Origin of the sequence: Bacillus sp. FJAT-52991 (genome assembly GCF_037201805.1) — a bacterium.
GTDB classification, from domain to species: Bacteria; Bacillota; Bacilli; order Bacillales; family Domibacillaceae; genus Bacillus_CE; species Bacillus_CE kandeliae.
Window position 1 is genome coordinate 2,453,492 of the sequence record NZ_CP147404.1, and the last position, 16,213, is coordinate 2,469,704.

The 16,213-nt window shown below is 39.6% G+C and carries 19 protein-coding genes; 4 read left to right on the forward strand and 15 right to left on the reverse strand.

The window, feature by feature from the left end:
• Positions 1-13: 13 nt before the first annotated feature.
• Together yqeH and WDJ61_RS12685 are read right to left on the reverse strand one after the other, a co-directional pair.
• Complete coding sequence (yqeH, locus tag WDJ61_RS12680; RefSeq protein ID WP_338750267.1) at positions 14-1,120, reverse strand: ribosome biogenesis GTPase YqeH; 1,107 nt, start codon at positions 1,118-1,120, stop codon at positions 14-16.
• Positions 1,117-1,638: a YqeG family HAD IIIA-type phosphatase gene (locus WDJ61_RS12685; RefSeq protein WP_338750269.1), complete on the reverse strand. Its 522-nt coding sequence runs from the start codon at positions 1,636-1,638 to the stop codon at positions 1,117-1,119. The genes yqeH and WDJ61_RS12685 overlap by 4 nt, the downstream gene beginning before the upstream one ends.
• 362 nt (positions 1,639-2,000) lie before the next feature.
• On the opposite strand from WDJ61_RS12685, the gene sda reads away from it, so the two are divergent.
• A complete protein-coding gene (gene sda, locus WDJ61_RS12690; protein WP_338750271.1) occupies positions 2,001-2,138 on the forward strand; it encodes a sporulation histidine kinase inhibitor Sda in 138 nt (45 codons plus the stop codon).
• Positions 2,139-2,193: 55 nt separating this feature from the next.
• Here sda and WDJ61_RS12695 read toward each other — a convergent pair whose 3' ends face one another.
• Entirely contained in the window at positions 2,194-2,982 is a 789-nt protein-coding gene (locus tag WDJ61_RS12695) for a phosphatidylserine decarboxylase (protein WP_338750273.1), read from the reverse strand.
• 121 nt (positions 2,983-3,103) lie between these two features.
• On the opposite strand from WDJ61_RS12695, the gene pssA reads away from it, so the two are divergent.
• Positions 3,104-3,643 (forward strand): CDP-diacylglycerol--serine O-phosphatidyltransferase, encoded by a 540-nt coding sequence (pssA, locus tag WDJ61_RS12700; protein WP_338750275.1) that lies wholly within the window; start codon positions 3,104-3,106, stop codon positions 3,641-3,643.
• 143 nt (positions 3,644-3,786) lie between these two features.
• Positions 3,787-4,494, forward strand: a complete 708-nt coding sequence (gene sigK, locus WDJ61_RS12705; RefSeq protein WP_338750277.1) for an RNA polymerase sporulation sigma factor SigK — start codon at positions 3,787-3,789, stop codon at positions 4,492-4,494.
• Between the two features lie 344 nt (positions 4,495-4,838).
• On the opposite strand, the gene mtnN is transcribed toward sigK, so the two are convergent.
• Entirely contained in the window at positions 4,839-5,540 is a 702-nt protein-coding gene (gene mtnN, locus WDJ61_RS12710) for a 5'-methylthioadenosine/S-adenosylhomocysteine nucleosidase (protein WP_338750279.1), read from the reverse strand.
• A 157-nt stretch (positions 5,541-5,697) separates the two neighbouring features.
• Here mtnN and WDJ61_RS12715 point away from each other — a divergent pair, with 157 nt between their 5' ends.
• Positions 5,698-5,904 carry a YrzA family protein gene (locus tag WDJ61_RS12715; protein ID WP_338750281.1) on the forward strand — a complete coding sequence of 69 codons (207 nt, stop codon included), beginning with the start codon at positions 5,698-5,700 and terminating at the stop codon, positions 5,902-5,904.
• Positions 5,905-5,937: 33 nt separating this feature from the next.
• On the opposite strand, the gene WDJ61_RS12720 is transcribed toward WDJ61_RS12715, so the two are convergent.
• From WDJ61_RS12720 to alaS, 11 genes are all read right to left on the reverse strand, one after another.
• Positions 5,938-6,624: a YrrS family protein gene (locus WDJ61_RS12720; RefSeq protein ID WP_338750283.1), complete on the reverse strand. Its 687-nt coding sequence runs from the start codon at positions 6,622-6,624 to the stop codon at positions 5,938-5,940.
• 121 nt (positions 6,625-6,745) lie between these two features.
• The gene (greA, locus tag WDJ61_RS12725; RefSeq protein ID WP_338750285.1) at positions 6,746-7,222 is read right to left on the reverse strand and encodes a transcription elongation factor GreA; all 477 of its coding nucleotides are present in this window, start codon (positions 7,220-7,222) and stop codon (positions 6,746-6,748) included.
• A 205-nt stretch (positions 7,223-7,427) separates the two neighbouring features.
• On the reverse strand, positions 7,428-8,063 hold the full coding sequence (gene udk, locus WDJ61_RS12730; protein ID WP_338750287.1) for a uridine kinase: 636 nt from the start codon (positions 8,061-8,063) through the stop codon (positions 7,428-7,430).
• 5 nt (positions 8,064-8,068) lie between these two features.
• Positions 8,069-9,343 carry a peptidase U32 family protein gene (locus WDJ61_RS12735; RefSeq protein ID WP_413789012.1) on the reverse strand — a complete coding sequence of 425 codons (1,275 nt, stop codon included), beginning with the start codon at positions 9,341-9,343 and terminating at the stop codon, positions 8,069-8,071.
• A 14-nt stretch (positions 9,344-9,357) separates the two neighbouring features.
• The gene (locus tag WDJ61_RS12740) at positions 9,358-10,287 is read right to left on the reverse strand and encodes a peptidase U32 family protein (RefSeq protein ID WP_338750289.1); all 930 of its coding nucleotides are present in this window, start codon (positions 10,285-10,287) and stop codon (positions 9,358-9,360) included.
• Positions 10,280-10,933 carry an O-methyltransferase gene (locus tag WDJ61_RS12745; protein WP_338750291.1) on the reverse strand — a complete coding sequence of 218 codons (654 nt, stop codon included), beginning with the start codon at positions 10,931-10,933 and terminating at the stop codon, positions 10,280-10,282. Before WDJ61_RS12745 ends, WDJ61_RS12740 begins: the two co-directional genes overlap by 8 nt.
• Positions 10,934-11,081: 148 nt before the next feature.
• Positions 11,082-12,188 (reverse strand): endolytic transglycosylase MltG, encoded by a 1,107-nt coding sequence (mltG, locus tag WDJ61_RS12750; protein WP_338750294.1) that lies wholly within the window; start codon positions 12,186-12,188, stop codon positions 11,082-11,084.
• Positions 12,189-12,284: 96 nt separating this feature from the next.
• The gene (locus WDJ61_RS12755) at positions 12,285-12,569 is read right to left on the reverse strand and encodes a DUF1292 domain-containing protein (protein WP_338750296.1); all 285 of its coding nucleotides are present in this window, start codon (positions 12,567-12,569) and stop codon (positions 12,285-12,287) included.
• A gap of 16 nt (positions 12,570-12,585) precedes the next feature.
• Positions 12,586-13,002: a Holliday junction resolvase RuvX gene (gene ruvX, locus WDJ61_RS12760; RefSeq protein ID WP_338750299.1), complete on the reverse strand. Its 417-nt coding sequence runs from the start codon at positions 13,000-13,002 to the stop codon at positions 12,586-12,588.
• 6 nt (positions 13,003-13,008) lie between these two features.
• Complete coding sequence (locus WDJ61_RS12765) at positions 13,009-13,275, reverse strand: IreB family regulatory phosphoprotein (RefSeq protein WP_094834049.1); 267 nt, start codon at positions 13,273-13,275, stop codon at positions 13,009-13,011.
• Positions 13,276-13,358: 83 nt separating this feature from the next.
• Positions 13,359-15,992 (reverse strand): alanine--tRNA ligase, encoded by a 2,634-nt coding sequence (gene alaS, locus WDJ61_RS12770; protein WP_338750302.1) that lies wholly within the window; start codon positions 15,990-15,992, stop codon positions 13,359-13,361.
• Between the last annotated feature and the right edge of the window lie 221 nt (positions 15,993-16,213).

Consider the following 16,213-nt stretch of genomic DNA (forward strand, 5'->3'; position numbering starts at 1 on the left):
ACTTTTCCCTTCCTTAAATTAAAGATGGTCGTAAAAAGACACTAACTCCCTTTGGAACATGAGCGACGACTAGCGCCCCTGGTTCATTAACGGTCACCCAGCCAAGACCTGAGAATACAACATCTGTCTTGCCTTCTTTAATACGAAATTCTTGGCGAACCAATTCTGGAAATTCGTCCATTTGTTCCATGCGAGGTGGTGTTAATAGCTCACCCGCATGATTTTTATACAACTCATCGGCCTTTTCAAGCTTTGTTCGATGAATGAGCAATTCATTTGAGAGATGGCAAGTAAATGAGCGACGACCACCTGATACGTAGTCAAATCGAGCTAGTCCTCCGAAGAACAATGTTTGCTCTTCATTTAACTGAAACACTTTTGGTTTAATTTCTTTTTTAGGAGTAATATATTTCAAGTCTCGTTTATCAACAAAATGAGCCATTTGATGATGATTAATAATTCCTGGCGTGTCAATCAACGCCTGACCATCATCTAATGGGATTTCAATCATATCCAATGTCGTACCAGGAAAATGAGAAGTGGTAATCACATCTTTTTCGCCAGTGACATCTTTAATAATTCGGTTAATAAATGTGGACTTGCCGACATTTGTACAGCCAACGACATACACATCTTTTCCGTTGCGATAATAATCAATGGCTTCGATCGCCTCTTGAATCGATTGGCCTTTCATCGAGCTAACTAGCAATACATCAACAGGTTTTAAACCAAGCTCTCTCGCTTCTTGCTTCATCCAATGAACGAGTCGATTCGGTTTAACGGATTTCGGCAATAAATCTACTTTATTTCCTATTAACAAGACCGGATTTTTCCCTACAAAACGATGTAGCCCCGGAAGCCAGCTACCGTTAAAGTCAAAAATATCGACGACTTTCACGATTAAGCTGTCTGTCGTGCCTAATGTATTTAAAATTTTCAAGAAGTCATCATCCGTCAAAGGGACATCTTGCACTTCATTGTAATTTTTCAAACGGAAACAGCGCTGACAAACAATGATTTCTTTTGAAAGAGCCGACGCTGGCGCATAACCAAGACCTTCTGGATGTTCTGTCTGTACTTCGACACCACAACCGGTGCAAATTAACTTTTCGTTACTCACTTATTTTCCTCCCATTGAATTAAACCTTTTCGTTTAAACACATTCATGATTTTTCTTTCGATCTTGCGGTTGATTCTTGTCCAAAAGCCATCCGTTTGAGCAACTGGAATGACCAAAATAGTATAAAGCCCACTGCGGTTACCGCCAAAAATATCGGTTAACAGCTGATCTCCGATTACAACTGTTTCCTCTTTCTTTACATTCAGCAATTTAACCGCTTGACGAAATGCTTTGCCCATCGGCTTTCTCGCTTCAAAAATAAAAGGTATATCAATCGGATGAGAAAAGGTACTTACACGCATTTTATTATTGTTCGAAACAATCAATACTTTAATGCCGTGTTCCTTCATATTTTTAAGCCACTCTAACAATTCCGGCGTAGCATCCGGACAATCCCATGCGACTAGCGTATTATCTAAATCGGTAATAATCGCTTTAATGCCTTGTGCCTTTAGTTCTTCAGGTTGGATATCATATACACTTTTTATTTGTTTGTTTGGTAAAAATAATTTTAACAATCTGTACACCCCGTTCCGTAAACCTTTCAGTCCTTATCATATCTAATTTTATCGTTCGTTACAAAATAAAACTGATGAAAAACGATTCGTCAAAAAAATGAATGAGTAAATTTTTTTATCGACAAAATCCTTCATTAGCTATTTTGTGGATAAGCTTATACACATTTCCCCCATTGCAATGGACGATTTTTCCATAGTTAATCACAAATTGCCCACACTTTATCCACGTCACCCTGTGGATAAAGGAACGCTTGTTCTTCTCGTTTGATTTTGGTAAAGTTAGGGAGAAATAACCTCAGCTTAGTATTTTATGCAAATCCATTCAATTATAGAACAAATCTTTCATAGGAGGTGAATTTGTTTTGAAACACATTCCAGATGATCTGCTTTTAGAATCTTATTTTAAAGCAAGACAGCTGAAATTAAACGAAGAATTTCTTAAACTTATGGAAATAGAACTAAAAAAACGCTCATTATTAAAAAATGCAAAGATTTCTTAAAAAGCGCCTGTCGTTCAGGCTTTTTTTTTTATAAAAAATACTTCTTTGACAGCTTTTAGTTGTGATCAAGCAATTGTCCAAGTCTCTCTCCTACCTTCACTTCACATGGAATGGTGACATGCGGATCAAGCTGAAAGAAATCCTTCTCAAATAATAAAACCACCGTAGAGCCGAAGTTAAAATAGGCCACCTCTTCTCCTTGTTTCCAAAATAAGTTTTCATGTGTTCTTTCGATGGCATTTACAAACATAGCGCCTACTTTCACAACGGCCATTTGACCATGCTTATGCTTCAACTCAGTTATATCACGATAATTTTTTGAAAGCGGCGCTTTGCCATACTTTAAACCTTGTGAGTTGACAGGATAGGAATGACGCCCAAGAACCCAACGATCAATGACTTCTCCATCTACCGGGCTATGAATTCGATGGTAATGAGCAGGGCTTAAATACAAAACAAGAAATATGCCATCTTCATACACCTTCGCTTTCTCTTCACTTCCAAGCATTTCTTGCAAGGAATATGTTTTACCTTTTACGAGAAATTCTCTACCCTTAGTGATTTTCCCGGCTTCTGCGAGCTTCGCATCGACCGGACTAACAACATGGTCCGCACCATAGTTGATCTTTCTAACCTCAGATGATAAAGTTCTTATAAAAAAATCATGTAGTGTTTGATAATCTTCAATAGGATGCTCCATCTCTTTTTCGTTAATTTGATAAGCCTTTATAAAAGGACGAATCATCGGTTTACTTACCGACGAGCAAGTATATTTTCCAATGAGATTTGAAGACCATCGCTTATTTGTTAATTCAATAAAGAAACGATATATTTGTTGTTTCACACATTAACCTCCAAAAAGTAAAAAATCCCAATCAAATTTGTGGTATAATAGAACATCATTAAAATATCATTATATAATAAACTATTAGCAGATTCCTGCTAAATTCAAGGAGAGTGTCAATTTGTTTATATCTCACGTGTTAGATTTGACCGTTAAGAAAATGAAAGCACAAACGGCGAATTTGCTGACATTGGGTAATTTAGCTTTAGGTGGTTTTTCAATCTTAATGACGATAAATAACCAAGCAAGCTTAGGACTCCTACTGATCTTTGTGGCAGCTTTAGCTGACCGTTTTGATGGAATGGTTGCTCGCAAGATGAACATAGAATCTGAATTAGGGAAACAATTAGATTCTATGTGCGATATTATTTCTTTTGGTGTAGCACCAGCACTACTTCTGTACATGGGTGTGTTATCAAACTTTGGCTTTCCAGGCGCATTTTTTACGGTATTTTACATTGGATGCGGCGCCTTACGTCTTGCTCGCTTTAATATCACTGAAAACAATGGTTATTTCCAAGGTTTACCTATCACAGCAGCAGGTTGCTTGCTGACACTTAGCTATTTAACCATTTCTTACGTCCCAGCACAATTGTTTATGGTAATCATTATTAGTTTATCTTTATTAATGATTAGTCCATTTAAATTGAAAAAGGTTTAACAAAAAAGACTGGCCCAAGAACACGTTCTGTTATTGGACAGTCTTTTTTTCTTTATTTCTCCTCCTCCTCAGACGGACAGGCAAAAACGCCCTCCTCTTTTCATATATTTGAGGCATAGCGGATTTTTAAAGGAGGCACCAATATGTTAAGTATGCTTGCTGCTTTGTCCTATTTACTAACAAAGGAACTAATTTTTTTCGTTTCATATGTAAAAAACAACGCATTTCCCCAACCATTGCCAGCAACTGAGGAAAAAATGTATTTAGAAAAAATGGCTACAGGTGATTTCGAAGCAAGGAATAAATTAATTGAGCATAACCTCAGGCTAGTGGCACACATCGTCAAAAAATTTGAAAATACCGGAGAAGATTCGGAAGACTTAATTTCAATTGGCACGATCGGTTTAATTAAAGCGATTGAAAGCTACTCCGGTGGCAAGGGAACGAAGCTTGCCACTTATGCCGCTCGCTGCATCGAAAATGAAATCCTCATGCATTTACGGGCTTTAAAGAAAACAAAAAAAGAAGTCTCCCTCCAAGATCCCATCGGACATGACAAAGAAGGAAATGAAATCAATCTGCTGGACATTTTAAAATCGAAAGATGAAGATATTCTTGATCACATCTTATTATCCATTGAACTCAAAAAAGTGCTGAAATTCTTAAGTGTATTAGACGAACGCGAACAAGAAGTCATCATCGCCCGCTTTGGACTCAACCAAGCCGATGAAAAAACCCAACGAGAAATCGCCAAACAACTCGGCATCTCACGCAGCTACGTCTCCCGCATCGAAAAACGAGCCCTCATGAAAATGTTCCATGAATTCTATAAAGAAGAAAAAGGGGACTAAAAGAAAAGCGGAGCCGACTGTTTAGACACGATAAGCAAATGTTCTGGCGCTGAAAAGACGACAGTCTTGTAGGCGGCAGGTTATTTGACTCGAGTGTCTAGGAGGCGGAGCTAGACATCGAAAAAAGCGGAGCCGACTGTTTAACAAAAAAATTCCGGCTGAACGATCTCAGCCGGATGTTAAAACATTAGTCAATAGATACAGAAATCATTACACCTGTGATTGTTGCAAGTAATAAGCCCATAATCATCATAACCATTTCCATCACTCCCGAAACATTAGTTACTAATAATGTACCATATTTCGGCCTTTTTGTAGCAGGCTTCTCACAAATTCTTCACAATTTACGCGTTTGCTAGCTGATCCACCATTTTCATGACTAATTGTGACGAATGAAGGGCCGCTTTCGGCAAGAATTGATCAAATGAGATATTGGATTCCTTGCCAGCAATATCAGACAATGACCGAATCACAACAAATGGCGTACTAAATTGATGAGCGACTTGAGCAATCGCTGCTGCTTCCATTTCAACTGCTTGTAAATCATTAAATTTAGTACTAATAAACTTCACTCGCTCTGGATCGCTCATAAATGAGTCTCCTGTGGCGATTAAACCTTTCACGACTTGGATGCCCTCTTCTTCTTTGGCGCAGTTTAAAGCGATGTTAAGTAGCTTTTCATCCGCTTGAAAAGCTGCCGGTAGCTGAGGCACTTGACCGTACTCATAACCAAAGGCTGTCACATCGACATCATGATGACGTACTTCTGTAGAAATCACGACATCACCCACATTTAAATCTGGATTTAATCCACCCGCTGATCCTGTATTAATAATCACATCCGGTTGAAAATGTTGTAGCAAAACAGATGTCGTCATCGCAGCGTTCACTTTTCCAATACCAGAACGCAGTAAAACTACTTCCGCACTATTCATCGTACCTATTGTATATTCACTGTTCGCGATCGTCTCTACTTGTTTAATATCCATATGATCGCGTAAGATTGTTACTTCTTCTTCCATCGCACCAATAATAGCAATTTTCATCTTTTTTCCTCCAATTTCGCAAACACTAATCAATTGACCATTCAAAAATGATCACTTCGCTATATTTTATCATTTTTTCGCAACAATTGCTTGCCATCTCTTCCGTTTATCTTGTATACATAGAAAAAGATAATTCATTTAAAAAGGAGAAGGTATCATGCAATTTCATTTAGAGTTAATCGAAGACAAAGTAGAGTTTTTTGAAGCAGGCGATCTCGCTTCCTTAGAAAAAAAGATCGAGCAACAAATTGAGCATAACAAAGCGATTATGCTTGGTGTCCACTCCGTTTCTCATCAAATGCATGTCGATCCCGATGGACGTAAATTTTATTCCGCCGTTGTTCATTTTAAACTAAAAAAGTAAGGAGCTCGCTTAGACGAGCTCCTTACTAGCGTCCTAAAAACGCCCTTTATCATTTTGTTCTAGCTCGTACATTTTCGTCGGTTTCCATCCTTCACCGTCTACCCAAGTAAGGAACACACGATACGCCTCATCCGTGTTACTTTTTGGTGAGACTGTTCCAATCGCATCATTTGGACCTTTTCCTTTTACATACCAAACGACCATATCATCTTGAGCAATGCCTGTAGCATAGGAAAGAGCGTCTAGCTTCTCTTGCCAATCCGGAGAATTACTGTCAAAAGATGAATTATGCTCACCTGTTTGTGAAGTACCGATCCCCTTCCAATTTGGGTCAACTATTTCTTTCTCTACGTTGGGCTCATCACTAGCTGTGACGATTTTTTCATCTTTCTTTTTATCTTGTTCTTGTTTTTCTTTATCTTGTTTTTCTTTATCTTTTTCTTCTTTTTCTTTTTCGCTCGGTTCTTCTTTTTCTTCTTTCTTGTTATCAGAATCGTTCGTCGCAGTCACATCTTCTGCTTTGTTTTTCTCAGTATGACTAGCCGTATTTTGTTCTGTTGCTGGTTTCTTTTCAACCGGTTTTTTCGCTTCTTCATTATTCCCACCAGAGAAAATAGTAAATGCAACAACAACAATTAGAAGAACAACCACCGCAATGGCTGTGTTTAATACGCGATTTGTTTGTTTTCGTTTTGAATTTCGTTCTGCACGAGTCGCCATGTTTTTTTCTCTCCTCTCAACTGCATCATTCAACATTTTATCATGACTTGTGCCTAACATGAAGTCATTTACAAAGAAAAAAACGCTAAAGGGCTACTCCTTTAGCGCTTTTTCTTATTAATTAGCTAATTGAAACAATTTTAACAGACATTTCTCCACCTGGTGTTACGACATTTACTTGGTCGCCCACTCTTTTTCCAATTAAGCTTTTAGCAATCGGAGAATCATTTGAGATCTTTCCTTCAAACGGATCCGCTTCTGCACTACCCACAATTGTATAAGCTTCTTCTTCGCCGTCTGGCAATTCAATAAATACAACCGTTTTCCCTAAAGACACAACGCTTGGATCCATTGAATCTTCTTCAATAATCTTTGCATTTCGGATCATCGTTTCTAATGTACCGATACGCCCCTCAACAAAGGCTTGTTCTTCCTTCGCTGAATCGTATTCGGAGTTTTCCGATAAGTCTCCAAAACTGCGAGCAATCTTAATTCTTTCTACTACCTCTTTGCGTTTCACCGCTTTTAAATATTCAAGTTCCTGTTCTAGCTTTGCTTTTCCCTCTTCTGTCATAGGGTATACTTTTTCTACTGACAAGTCCCTTCCACTCCTTTTCATCTCGCTGCCCTCTATATTTCAAGAAAGCAAAAAACATGAGCAGGCTGCCTCAAAAGCGTCTGTTCCCGAAAAAACACTATACAATGAAAGCATTCTTCATTATATACGTTCCATGCGGATAACAACCCTTTAGTATTGAGACAGCCCTGTTTCTTAAAGATTATGTCTGTTTCATAAAAAGATACTATAAAATAGCATTTTGTTCAAGAATTGTTTGAATTTTAGTAACGACGAGGTCGATAGCTACGTGATTTTGTCCGCCTTCAGGAATAATAATATCTGCATAACGCTTCGTTGGTTCAATAAATTGGTTATGCATGGGCCGAACCACATTAATATACTGATCAACCACAGAATCAAGCGTACGCCCACGTTCTTGAATATCACGCATCATGCGGCGGATAATGCGAATATCCGCATCGGTATCCACAAAAAGCTTAATATCCATTAAATCGCGCAGTCTCGGATCTTCGAGCACAAGAATACCTTCTAATATAATGACATTCTTTGGCTCCATTACAATCGTTTCGGCGGATCGTGTGTGCTGCACGTAATCATAGACCGGTCTTTCAATCGGTCGATATTGTAGTAACTGGTTAACATGTTCAATTAATAAATCATTATCAAAGGCAAATGGATGATCATAATTCGTTTTCAAGCGCTCTTCAAACGGCAAGTGACTTTGATCTTTATAATAATAATCTTGTTCAATAATCATGATCGAATGACCTTTAAAAATTTCGTCAATCGCTTTTGTCACGCTTGTTTTCCCGGAACCGGACCCGCCGGCGATCCCAATGACTACTGGTTTTTGCTTCATCGGTCTTACTCTAGCCCCTTTCGCATCATGTTGTCTCGATACACTGGTTGGTTCACTTTAAAGCGGACGATTTGTAGTGGATGACGGGCTGCATCCAGCTCGTTTCCATCCTCATCCCAAACCTTATCAACCACCTGTGTAAAGCTGTCAATTTCCGGGCCAAAAAATTCTACCTCGTCTCCTGGACGGAAAAAGTTACGTTGCTGTAATGTGACCATTTGTGTTTCCATGTCATAATCCAACACTAAGCCCACAAAATCATGTGTCGCTTTTTTCCCATGCACACCAAATAATTGTTCATTCGCTCCAGGTGTTCCTTGGAAGAAGGCAGGAGCTGCTGGTCGATTGGCACATTTCTCTAGTTCATCTAACCATTCTTGCTTCACTTTAAAGTTTTCTGGGTCCGCACAATACGCATCAATGATTTTGCGATACACACTAACCACAGTGGCTACATAATGGATTGATTTCATTCGACCTTCAATTTTCAAACTATCAATGCCAAGTTCAATCATTTGAGGGATGGATTCCACAAGCTTTAAGTCTTTTGGACTCATGGCAAATGGAGAATCATCATCAGAAAATAATGGGTTTTCTCCTTTTTCATCTAATGAATATAAATCATAATCCCAACGGCAAGATTGACAGCAACCCCCACGGTTCGAATCGCGAGCAGTCATATGATTACTTAATACACATCGACCGGAGTAAGCGATACACATCGCCCCATGAATAAACGTCTCGATTTCAATGTCGACTTTTTCCTTCATTTCACGAATTTCTTCTCCCGTCGTTTCACGAGCGAGCACCACTCGGTGAAGGCCTTCATCTTTCCAATATTGAACCGCACGCCAATTGGATAAAGATTGTTGCGTACTTAAATGAACTTCGACGTTCGGAGCTACGCGACGACATGTTTCAATGATGAGCGGGTCCGCTACGATGATCCCTGTCACACCCGCCTCTTGCAGTCCGCGTAAATAATCCTCTAGCCCGTCAATATTTTCATTATGCGCATAAATATTCGTCGTCACATAAATTTTGGCTCCGTATTTCTTGGCGAATTCTACACCTTCTTTCATTTCTTCAAAGGTAAAATTACCTGCATTCGAACGAAGTCCATATTCCTGTCCACCAATATATACAGCATCTGCCCCATAATGCACTGCTATTTTTAATTTTTCAAGCGTTCCAGCTGGAGCCAATAATTCAGGTTTTTTCACAATGACTCGTTTGCCATCAACGATTTTGGAAATTTTATCATTTATGATCGTATTCACGCTTATTCCTCCTTTTAATAGACCGTTTCTTTAAAGAAAAAGCCTGTATCGAGTGGACGATGTTTCGGTTGAATGGCTTCTACTTTTTCAAGAAGCTCGTCTTTCACTTCTTCGTATTGTTCTGGCTCTTCAGCACATAAATCAATCGCTTGACGATATAATTTTGTCACTTCTAAAAGATACTCTGGTGAATGCAATACACCATCAATTTTAAAACTATCAATTCCGGCCTCTATTATTTCCTGTAGCTCATCAATGATACAAATATCATTCGGGCTCATAATATGAGTGCCATTTTCATCTTCATAGATAGGGTATTTATTTCCACGCTCTTTATCATGAAGGAGCATACTTTGCTCTTGCTGGCGATTTTCAACTTCCATCGCTTTGCCTTGATATTCAAAATAATGTCCAAGCAATGGTCGCTTTGATTGGAACATGCATGTCATTCCATGCACTTGCACTTCAATAGCAACCTCTGCATTTTCTTTGATTTCGATGATCGCATCCATATTCAGCTCACGAGCTAATACCGCGCGAACGGCTCCTCTTTTGCCCCAATAATTACACGTAAAATAATTCGTTGCTGTGGTTTCTGTATTCCAATGAAGCGGCATAGTAGGCGCTTTTTGACGAACGGCCATTAATACAGCAGGATCACCAAAAATAATGGCATCACAGTTCGCTTCCTGCAAGAAAGCCACATAATCATCTAATTCATTGGCGCGATCATTATGGAAAATCGCATTCATGGCGACATACACTTTTTTCCCTAGTGAATGCGCTAGTTCAATCGCTTTCTTAACTTCTTCACGGTTAAATTCTCCCGCAAGCCGTAAACCATATCGCTGCTCGCCAATCACAAATGCATCTGCTCCTGCTTCCGCCAAAGGCAAAATAGCATCCACGCTATTTGGAGTCACTAGTAATTCTGGTTTATTCATCTTCTTTTCCACCTCTTTTAAGGCTGACAGCCAACCCGTCACCGACCGGGATAATTGCCGTGTCGTAATCTGGATGAGTCATCAACCATTCATTATACTTTTGGATTTTTTTCACTAAATTTCGCGTCCGCTTCGTCTGAACTAATTCTTCAGCTACATACCCTTTAAATAAGACATTATCTGTATAAACCGTTCCCTGGTTTGTTAAAAATGCCGTATAGCTTTTAAAAAACTTCGTATACTGACCTTTTGCTGCATCGATAAAAATAGCATCATACGGTCCCATTTTCCCCACTTCGTCTACTACCTCTAATGCATCTCCATATATAACGGTCACTTGGTTTCCATATTTTGCGCGATCGATATATTGAAGAGCTTTTTGATAACGTTCTGAATCGCGTTCGACCGTAACGATCTCTGTTCCTGGTAGAGCAGCTGCCATTCGCAAAGCAGAATAGCCTATAGCTGTACCAACCTCAAGGATTCTCTTCGGCGCTTGCAATCGTAACATTTGAAGAAGAGCTTCTATTCCTACTACTTCCATAATGGGAACACGATTCTCCCTAGCAAACTCCTCCATTTCAACAAACAGATCCGATCGGTCCTTAACTAATGTTTCTATATAATGATGGATTTTATCGTCCAATTTCGATCCCCTTTTCTAAAAAGGCTTAACAAGAAAAAGAAGAAAGCTCCTCAGCTTTCTACCCTTTTTTTGCGCTCTATTATCCATTGACTAAAAAAACACTTGAATTATTTTAACATATTGTAGAGAAAAAAGCGACTGTTCTCATTTACTGCTGTTTGGCATCAGTAATGTACTTTTCTTTTAGCTGATTATGTTCTTCTAATGTTTTCGAGTAATACACATCTCCAGCTGGTGAAGCAAGAAAATAGAGATAATCTGTCTGTTCTGGATTTAATGCAGCTTCTATCGAAGACAATCCACTGTTACTAATCGGACCTGGTGTGAGCCCTTTTACTTTATACGTATTATACGGTGAATCTACCTTTAAATCTTTGTAATACACACGACTTTTATGCTTGCCGAGAGCATATAAAACCGTTGGATCGGTCTGCAGCGGCATATTTTGCTCTAGACGATTATAAAAGACACTAGAGATCTTTCTGCGATCTGCCTTTTCAGTTGCTTCTTTTTCAATGAGTGAAGACATCGTCAACAGCTGATGAGCTGACATTTTTTTCGCGGCCATCGATGATCGATATTGCGCTAATACGCTATCCGTTTTTTTGATCATATCTTCTATGATTTCTTTTATAGGCGTTTTCTTATCTCCATAATGATACGTCGCCGGATATAAATAGCCTTCTAACGGATATTTTATCTGTTCCGCTAAAATTTCTTCCGTCAACAATTCTGGATATTTTTTTATCATTTGTTTAATAAAAGTTGGGTCATTCATTACTTTGAGTATTTCGCTGGTGTTACGACCTGTTTCTTTACTGATGATCTCAGCAATTTGTGACAATTGATACCCTTCAGGAATGGTTAGCTCAACTTCGCTTGCTACAACCTTTCCTGTTTTCATTATTTCGATCAATTCATCGACGGTCATTGCTTGATTAAAGGAGTAGTTCCCTGCCTGAAAATCGCCTTCTCCTTTATATTTCACATAGTATTTAAATACTTCTGCATTTTTCACTAATCCTTTTTCTTCAAGCTGATCTGCTATTACAGAAAGGCTAGAACCAATTGGAATTGAAACTTGGACAGGAGTTCGATCATTTTTGTCAACAGGTTGAAGTGCGGACTGTACAAAGAAATAAATGCCTACTGCTGCACCTCCTATGACTAGAAAGAAAGCTAAGATCATAAAAATAATCGATTTTTTCAACCGCCTCTTTCTCTCTGGAGACTGCAAATAAAGCTGCTTCGACATATTCTTTCCCCTTTCAACATTAAACGAGTCATTCTTCGCCCTCCCATTATACTACAATCCCATCAAAAAAGGACCGGGAAGTCCGGTCCTTTTTTCTTATTCCTCTTCTTCATCAAGGAATGTGTTCAGCATTTCCTCAATTAAATCCCACTCTTCATCGCTTTCAATCGGCATTAATTCACCATCTTGGCCATCTTCTGCTGGAATAAAAGAGGAAGCATGGATTTCGATTTCTTCGTTGTCATCTTCTTCTGCACCTACTGGGAAATAAAGTACATAAGATTTTTCGAATTCGTCGGAATCAAAAGTGAACAATACTTCGCATAATTGCTCGTTTCCGTTTTCATCAATAATTGTAATTTGTTTTTCATCATGTGTCATATTTTTTTCCACCTCATTAGTATTGGCTGTCGAGAAATCCTTGCAGGATCATCACCGCGGCCATTTTATCAATTACTTTCTTGCGCTTCTTCCGGCTAACATCAGCTTCAAGCAACACCCGCTCCGCTGCCATTGTGGTCATGCGTTCATCCCAGAGGACCACAGGCAACGAGTAGCGCTCCTCGAGCTGTCGCGCAAATGCTTGCGAAGCTTCTCCACGCGGACCAATCGTGTTGTTCATATTCTTTGGCAATCCGACAACAAATTTCTCAATGCTGTATTCCTGACAAAGAACATCGAGTCGATCAAGTCCAAAGTCTTGCTTTTCCTCGTCAATGCGAATGGTTTCAATTCCTTGAGCGGTAAAGCCTAATTCATCACTAATTGCCACGCCAACTGTTTTTGAGCCGACGTCTAACCCCATTACTCTCATAAAGACTTATCCCTCTCGCTGCTGTTTCAAGTACGTTTTCACAAGCTCTTCAATAATTTCATCGCGTTCAAGCTTACGGATCAAATTACGTGCATCGTTATGGCGTGGAATATAAGCAGGGTCGCCGGAAAGTAAGTAACCGACAATTTGATTGATTGGATTATATCCTTTTTCCTGAAGCGCGTCATACACTTTAAACAATACTTCTTTCACATCTTGTTCAAACGGCTCCTCAGGAAAATTAAACCTCATCGTTTGATCAAAAGAGCTCATAATTAGCACCTCGCTTTAGGCTCAATAAGTGTGAGCCTGCTTTTGTACAAGTTATTTACATTGTACAATAAATTGCCATGGAATCAAACGGATTTCACCCATTCTTCAACAAATTGTAGAGCTTCCTCTGTTTTCGAAGGGTCTTTTGCTCCTGCTTGCGCCATATCTGGACGCCCGCCACCGCCACCGCCGCAACGCGATGCCACTTCTTTCACAAGCTTGCCAGCATGATAACCTTTCTCCACTAAGTCTTTCGTCACCCCTGCAATGATATTCACTTTATCTTCGCTCGGTGCCGCTAAAACAATGATACCGGAATGAAGTTTTTGTTTTAACTCATCCGCCATTGTGCGCAAGTTATTCATGTCTGTTGCTTGTACACGTGCCGCTAAAAATTTTACACCATTTACTTCTTTGACGTTATCTAATAAACTTCCTGCTTCTATATTAGACAATTTGTGTAGAAGCGATTCATTTTCACGCTGTAATTCTTTCATCTCTGCTTGTAGACTCTCTACTTTTGCAACAATGTCTTTCGGATTCGCTTTTAACTTGTTCGCTGCTTCTTTCAGTAGAGCCACTTGCTGATTTAACAATTGATAAGCAGCTTCACCTGTCACTGCTTCAATACGACGTGTTCCTGCACCAATTCCACTTTCAGAAACAATTTTAAATAAACCGATTACGGATGTGTTCGGTACATGACAGCCGCCGCAAAGCTCAAGGCTGTAGTCACCAACAGACACGACGCGCACCACATCACCATATTTTTCGCCAAATAATGCCATTGCCCCCATCGCTTTCGCTTCATCGAGTGATTTGTTGGCAATATCGACTGCTAGACTTCTCCAAATTTTCTCATTGACGATGGTTTCAATTTGCTCTAGCTCTTCCGGCTGGACTTGTCCAAAATGAGAAAAGTCAAAGCGAAGACGATCAGGACCTACTAATGAACCCGCTTGGTTGACATGCGTACCAAGAACATCTTTTAATGCTTGGTGTAAAAGATGCGTAGCTGTATGGTTTTTAATAATTTTGCTTCGAGACGCTTCATCTACTCGAGCGATTACTTTTTGACCTGTTTTTAACGTCCCTTGTTCTATCAGGGCTTGCTGCACATGCTGGCCGTTCGGTGCTTTTTTCACATCCTGAATCACTACACGAACGCCTTCTGCTTCCAATACTCCTTTATCAGCAATTTGGCCGCCGCTTTCAGCATAGAATGGTGTTTCATCCAAAATAAATTGAATTTCTTCGCCTGCTGTTGCTGATTCCACGATCTCACCATTCGCAATCACGACAGCAACAGTTGCTTCTACCATTAATTGGTCATAGCCACTAAATTGACTCGCTACTTTAATGTCGCCAAGCACGCCACCTTGTACTTGCATCGAATCAACATCTTGACGAGCAGCACGCGCACGTTCACGTTGGTTGGCCATTTCTTTTTCAAAACCTTCGTGATCTACCTTCATGCCTTCTTCTTCCGCATACTCTTCCGTTAATTCTACAGGGAAGCCATACGTATCATATAAACGGAACACATCTTCTCCAGCGATGACATCGGAGCCATTATTTTTCGCTGCTTCGATCACAGATGATAAAATCGCTAACCCTTCATGAAGAGTTTCGTGGAAACGCTCTTCTTCATTTTTAATCACTTTTTGAATGAATTCCGTCTTTGCTGAAACTTCTGGATAAAAGTCCTTCATAATTTCACCAACAACTGGAACTAATTCAAACATAAATGGACGGTTAATATGAATTTGCTTTGCATAGCGCACCGCACGACGTAGTAAACGACGCAACACATAGCCGCGGCCCTCATTTGAAGGAAGCGCTCCATCACCAATCGCAAAAGCCACTGTTCGAATATGGTCAGCAATCACTTTGAACGCAACATCTTTCTCTACGCTTTCACGGTATTTTTCACCAGAAATTGCTTCTGTTGCTTCAATAATTGGTATAAATAAATCCGTATCAAAGTTCGTTGGTACTTCTTGAACAACAGAAACCATACGCTCAAGCCCCATACCTGTATCAATATTTTTCTTTGGTAGCGGTGTGTATGTACCATCTGGATTATGATTGAATTCGGAAAATACAAGGTTCCAGATTTCTAAATAACGTTCATTTTCTCCACCTGGGTATAGTTCTGGATCATGTTCATCATTGCCATAAGACTCGCCTCGATCGTAGAAAATTTCCGTATTTGGTCCACTTGGGCCTTCACCGATATCCCAGAAATTCCCTTCTAAACGAATGATTCTTTCTTCCGGCAAGCCGATCTCTTTATTCCAAATCTCAAATGCTTCATCATCCTCTGGGTGAATCGTCACAGATAACTTATCCGCTTCAAATGCCATCCATTTTTCATCAGTTAAAAATTCCCACGCCCAGTGAATCGCTTCTTTTTTGAAATATTCACCGATGGAGAAGTTCCCTAGCATTTCAAAGAATGTATGATGGCGAGCCGTTTTTCCTACATTCTCAATATCATTTGTTCGAATGGATTTTTGTGCATTCGTAATCCGTGGGTTCTCTGGAATCACTCGACCATCAAAATATTTCTTTAATGTAGCCACCCCACTATTGATCCATAAAAGACTTGGATCATCATGCGGCACAAGCGGAGCACTTGGCTCTACTCGATGGTTTTTTTCCTGAAAAAAATCTAAAAACATTTGACGAATCTGTGCACCTGTTAATGTTTTCATTCTATATTCCTCCTTTATTAGCAATTGTTTCATGGGTTGAAGACAACAAAAAAAGCCCCGTTCCCCGGACAGGGACGAAGCTTCTCGCGGTACCACCCTGATTATGAGTCGATCTTTCGACTCATCTCTCTTCTGCCTTAACGCGGCTTACGGCAGCGATTAACTGCTCTCTGGACTAGCTTTCTGTTATCCTTCACCTAGAACTTCTTTCAGCCAAGGAA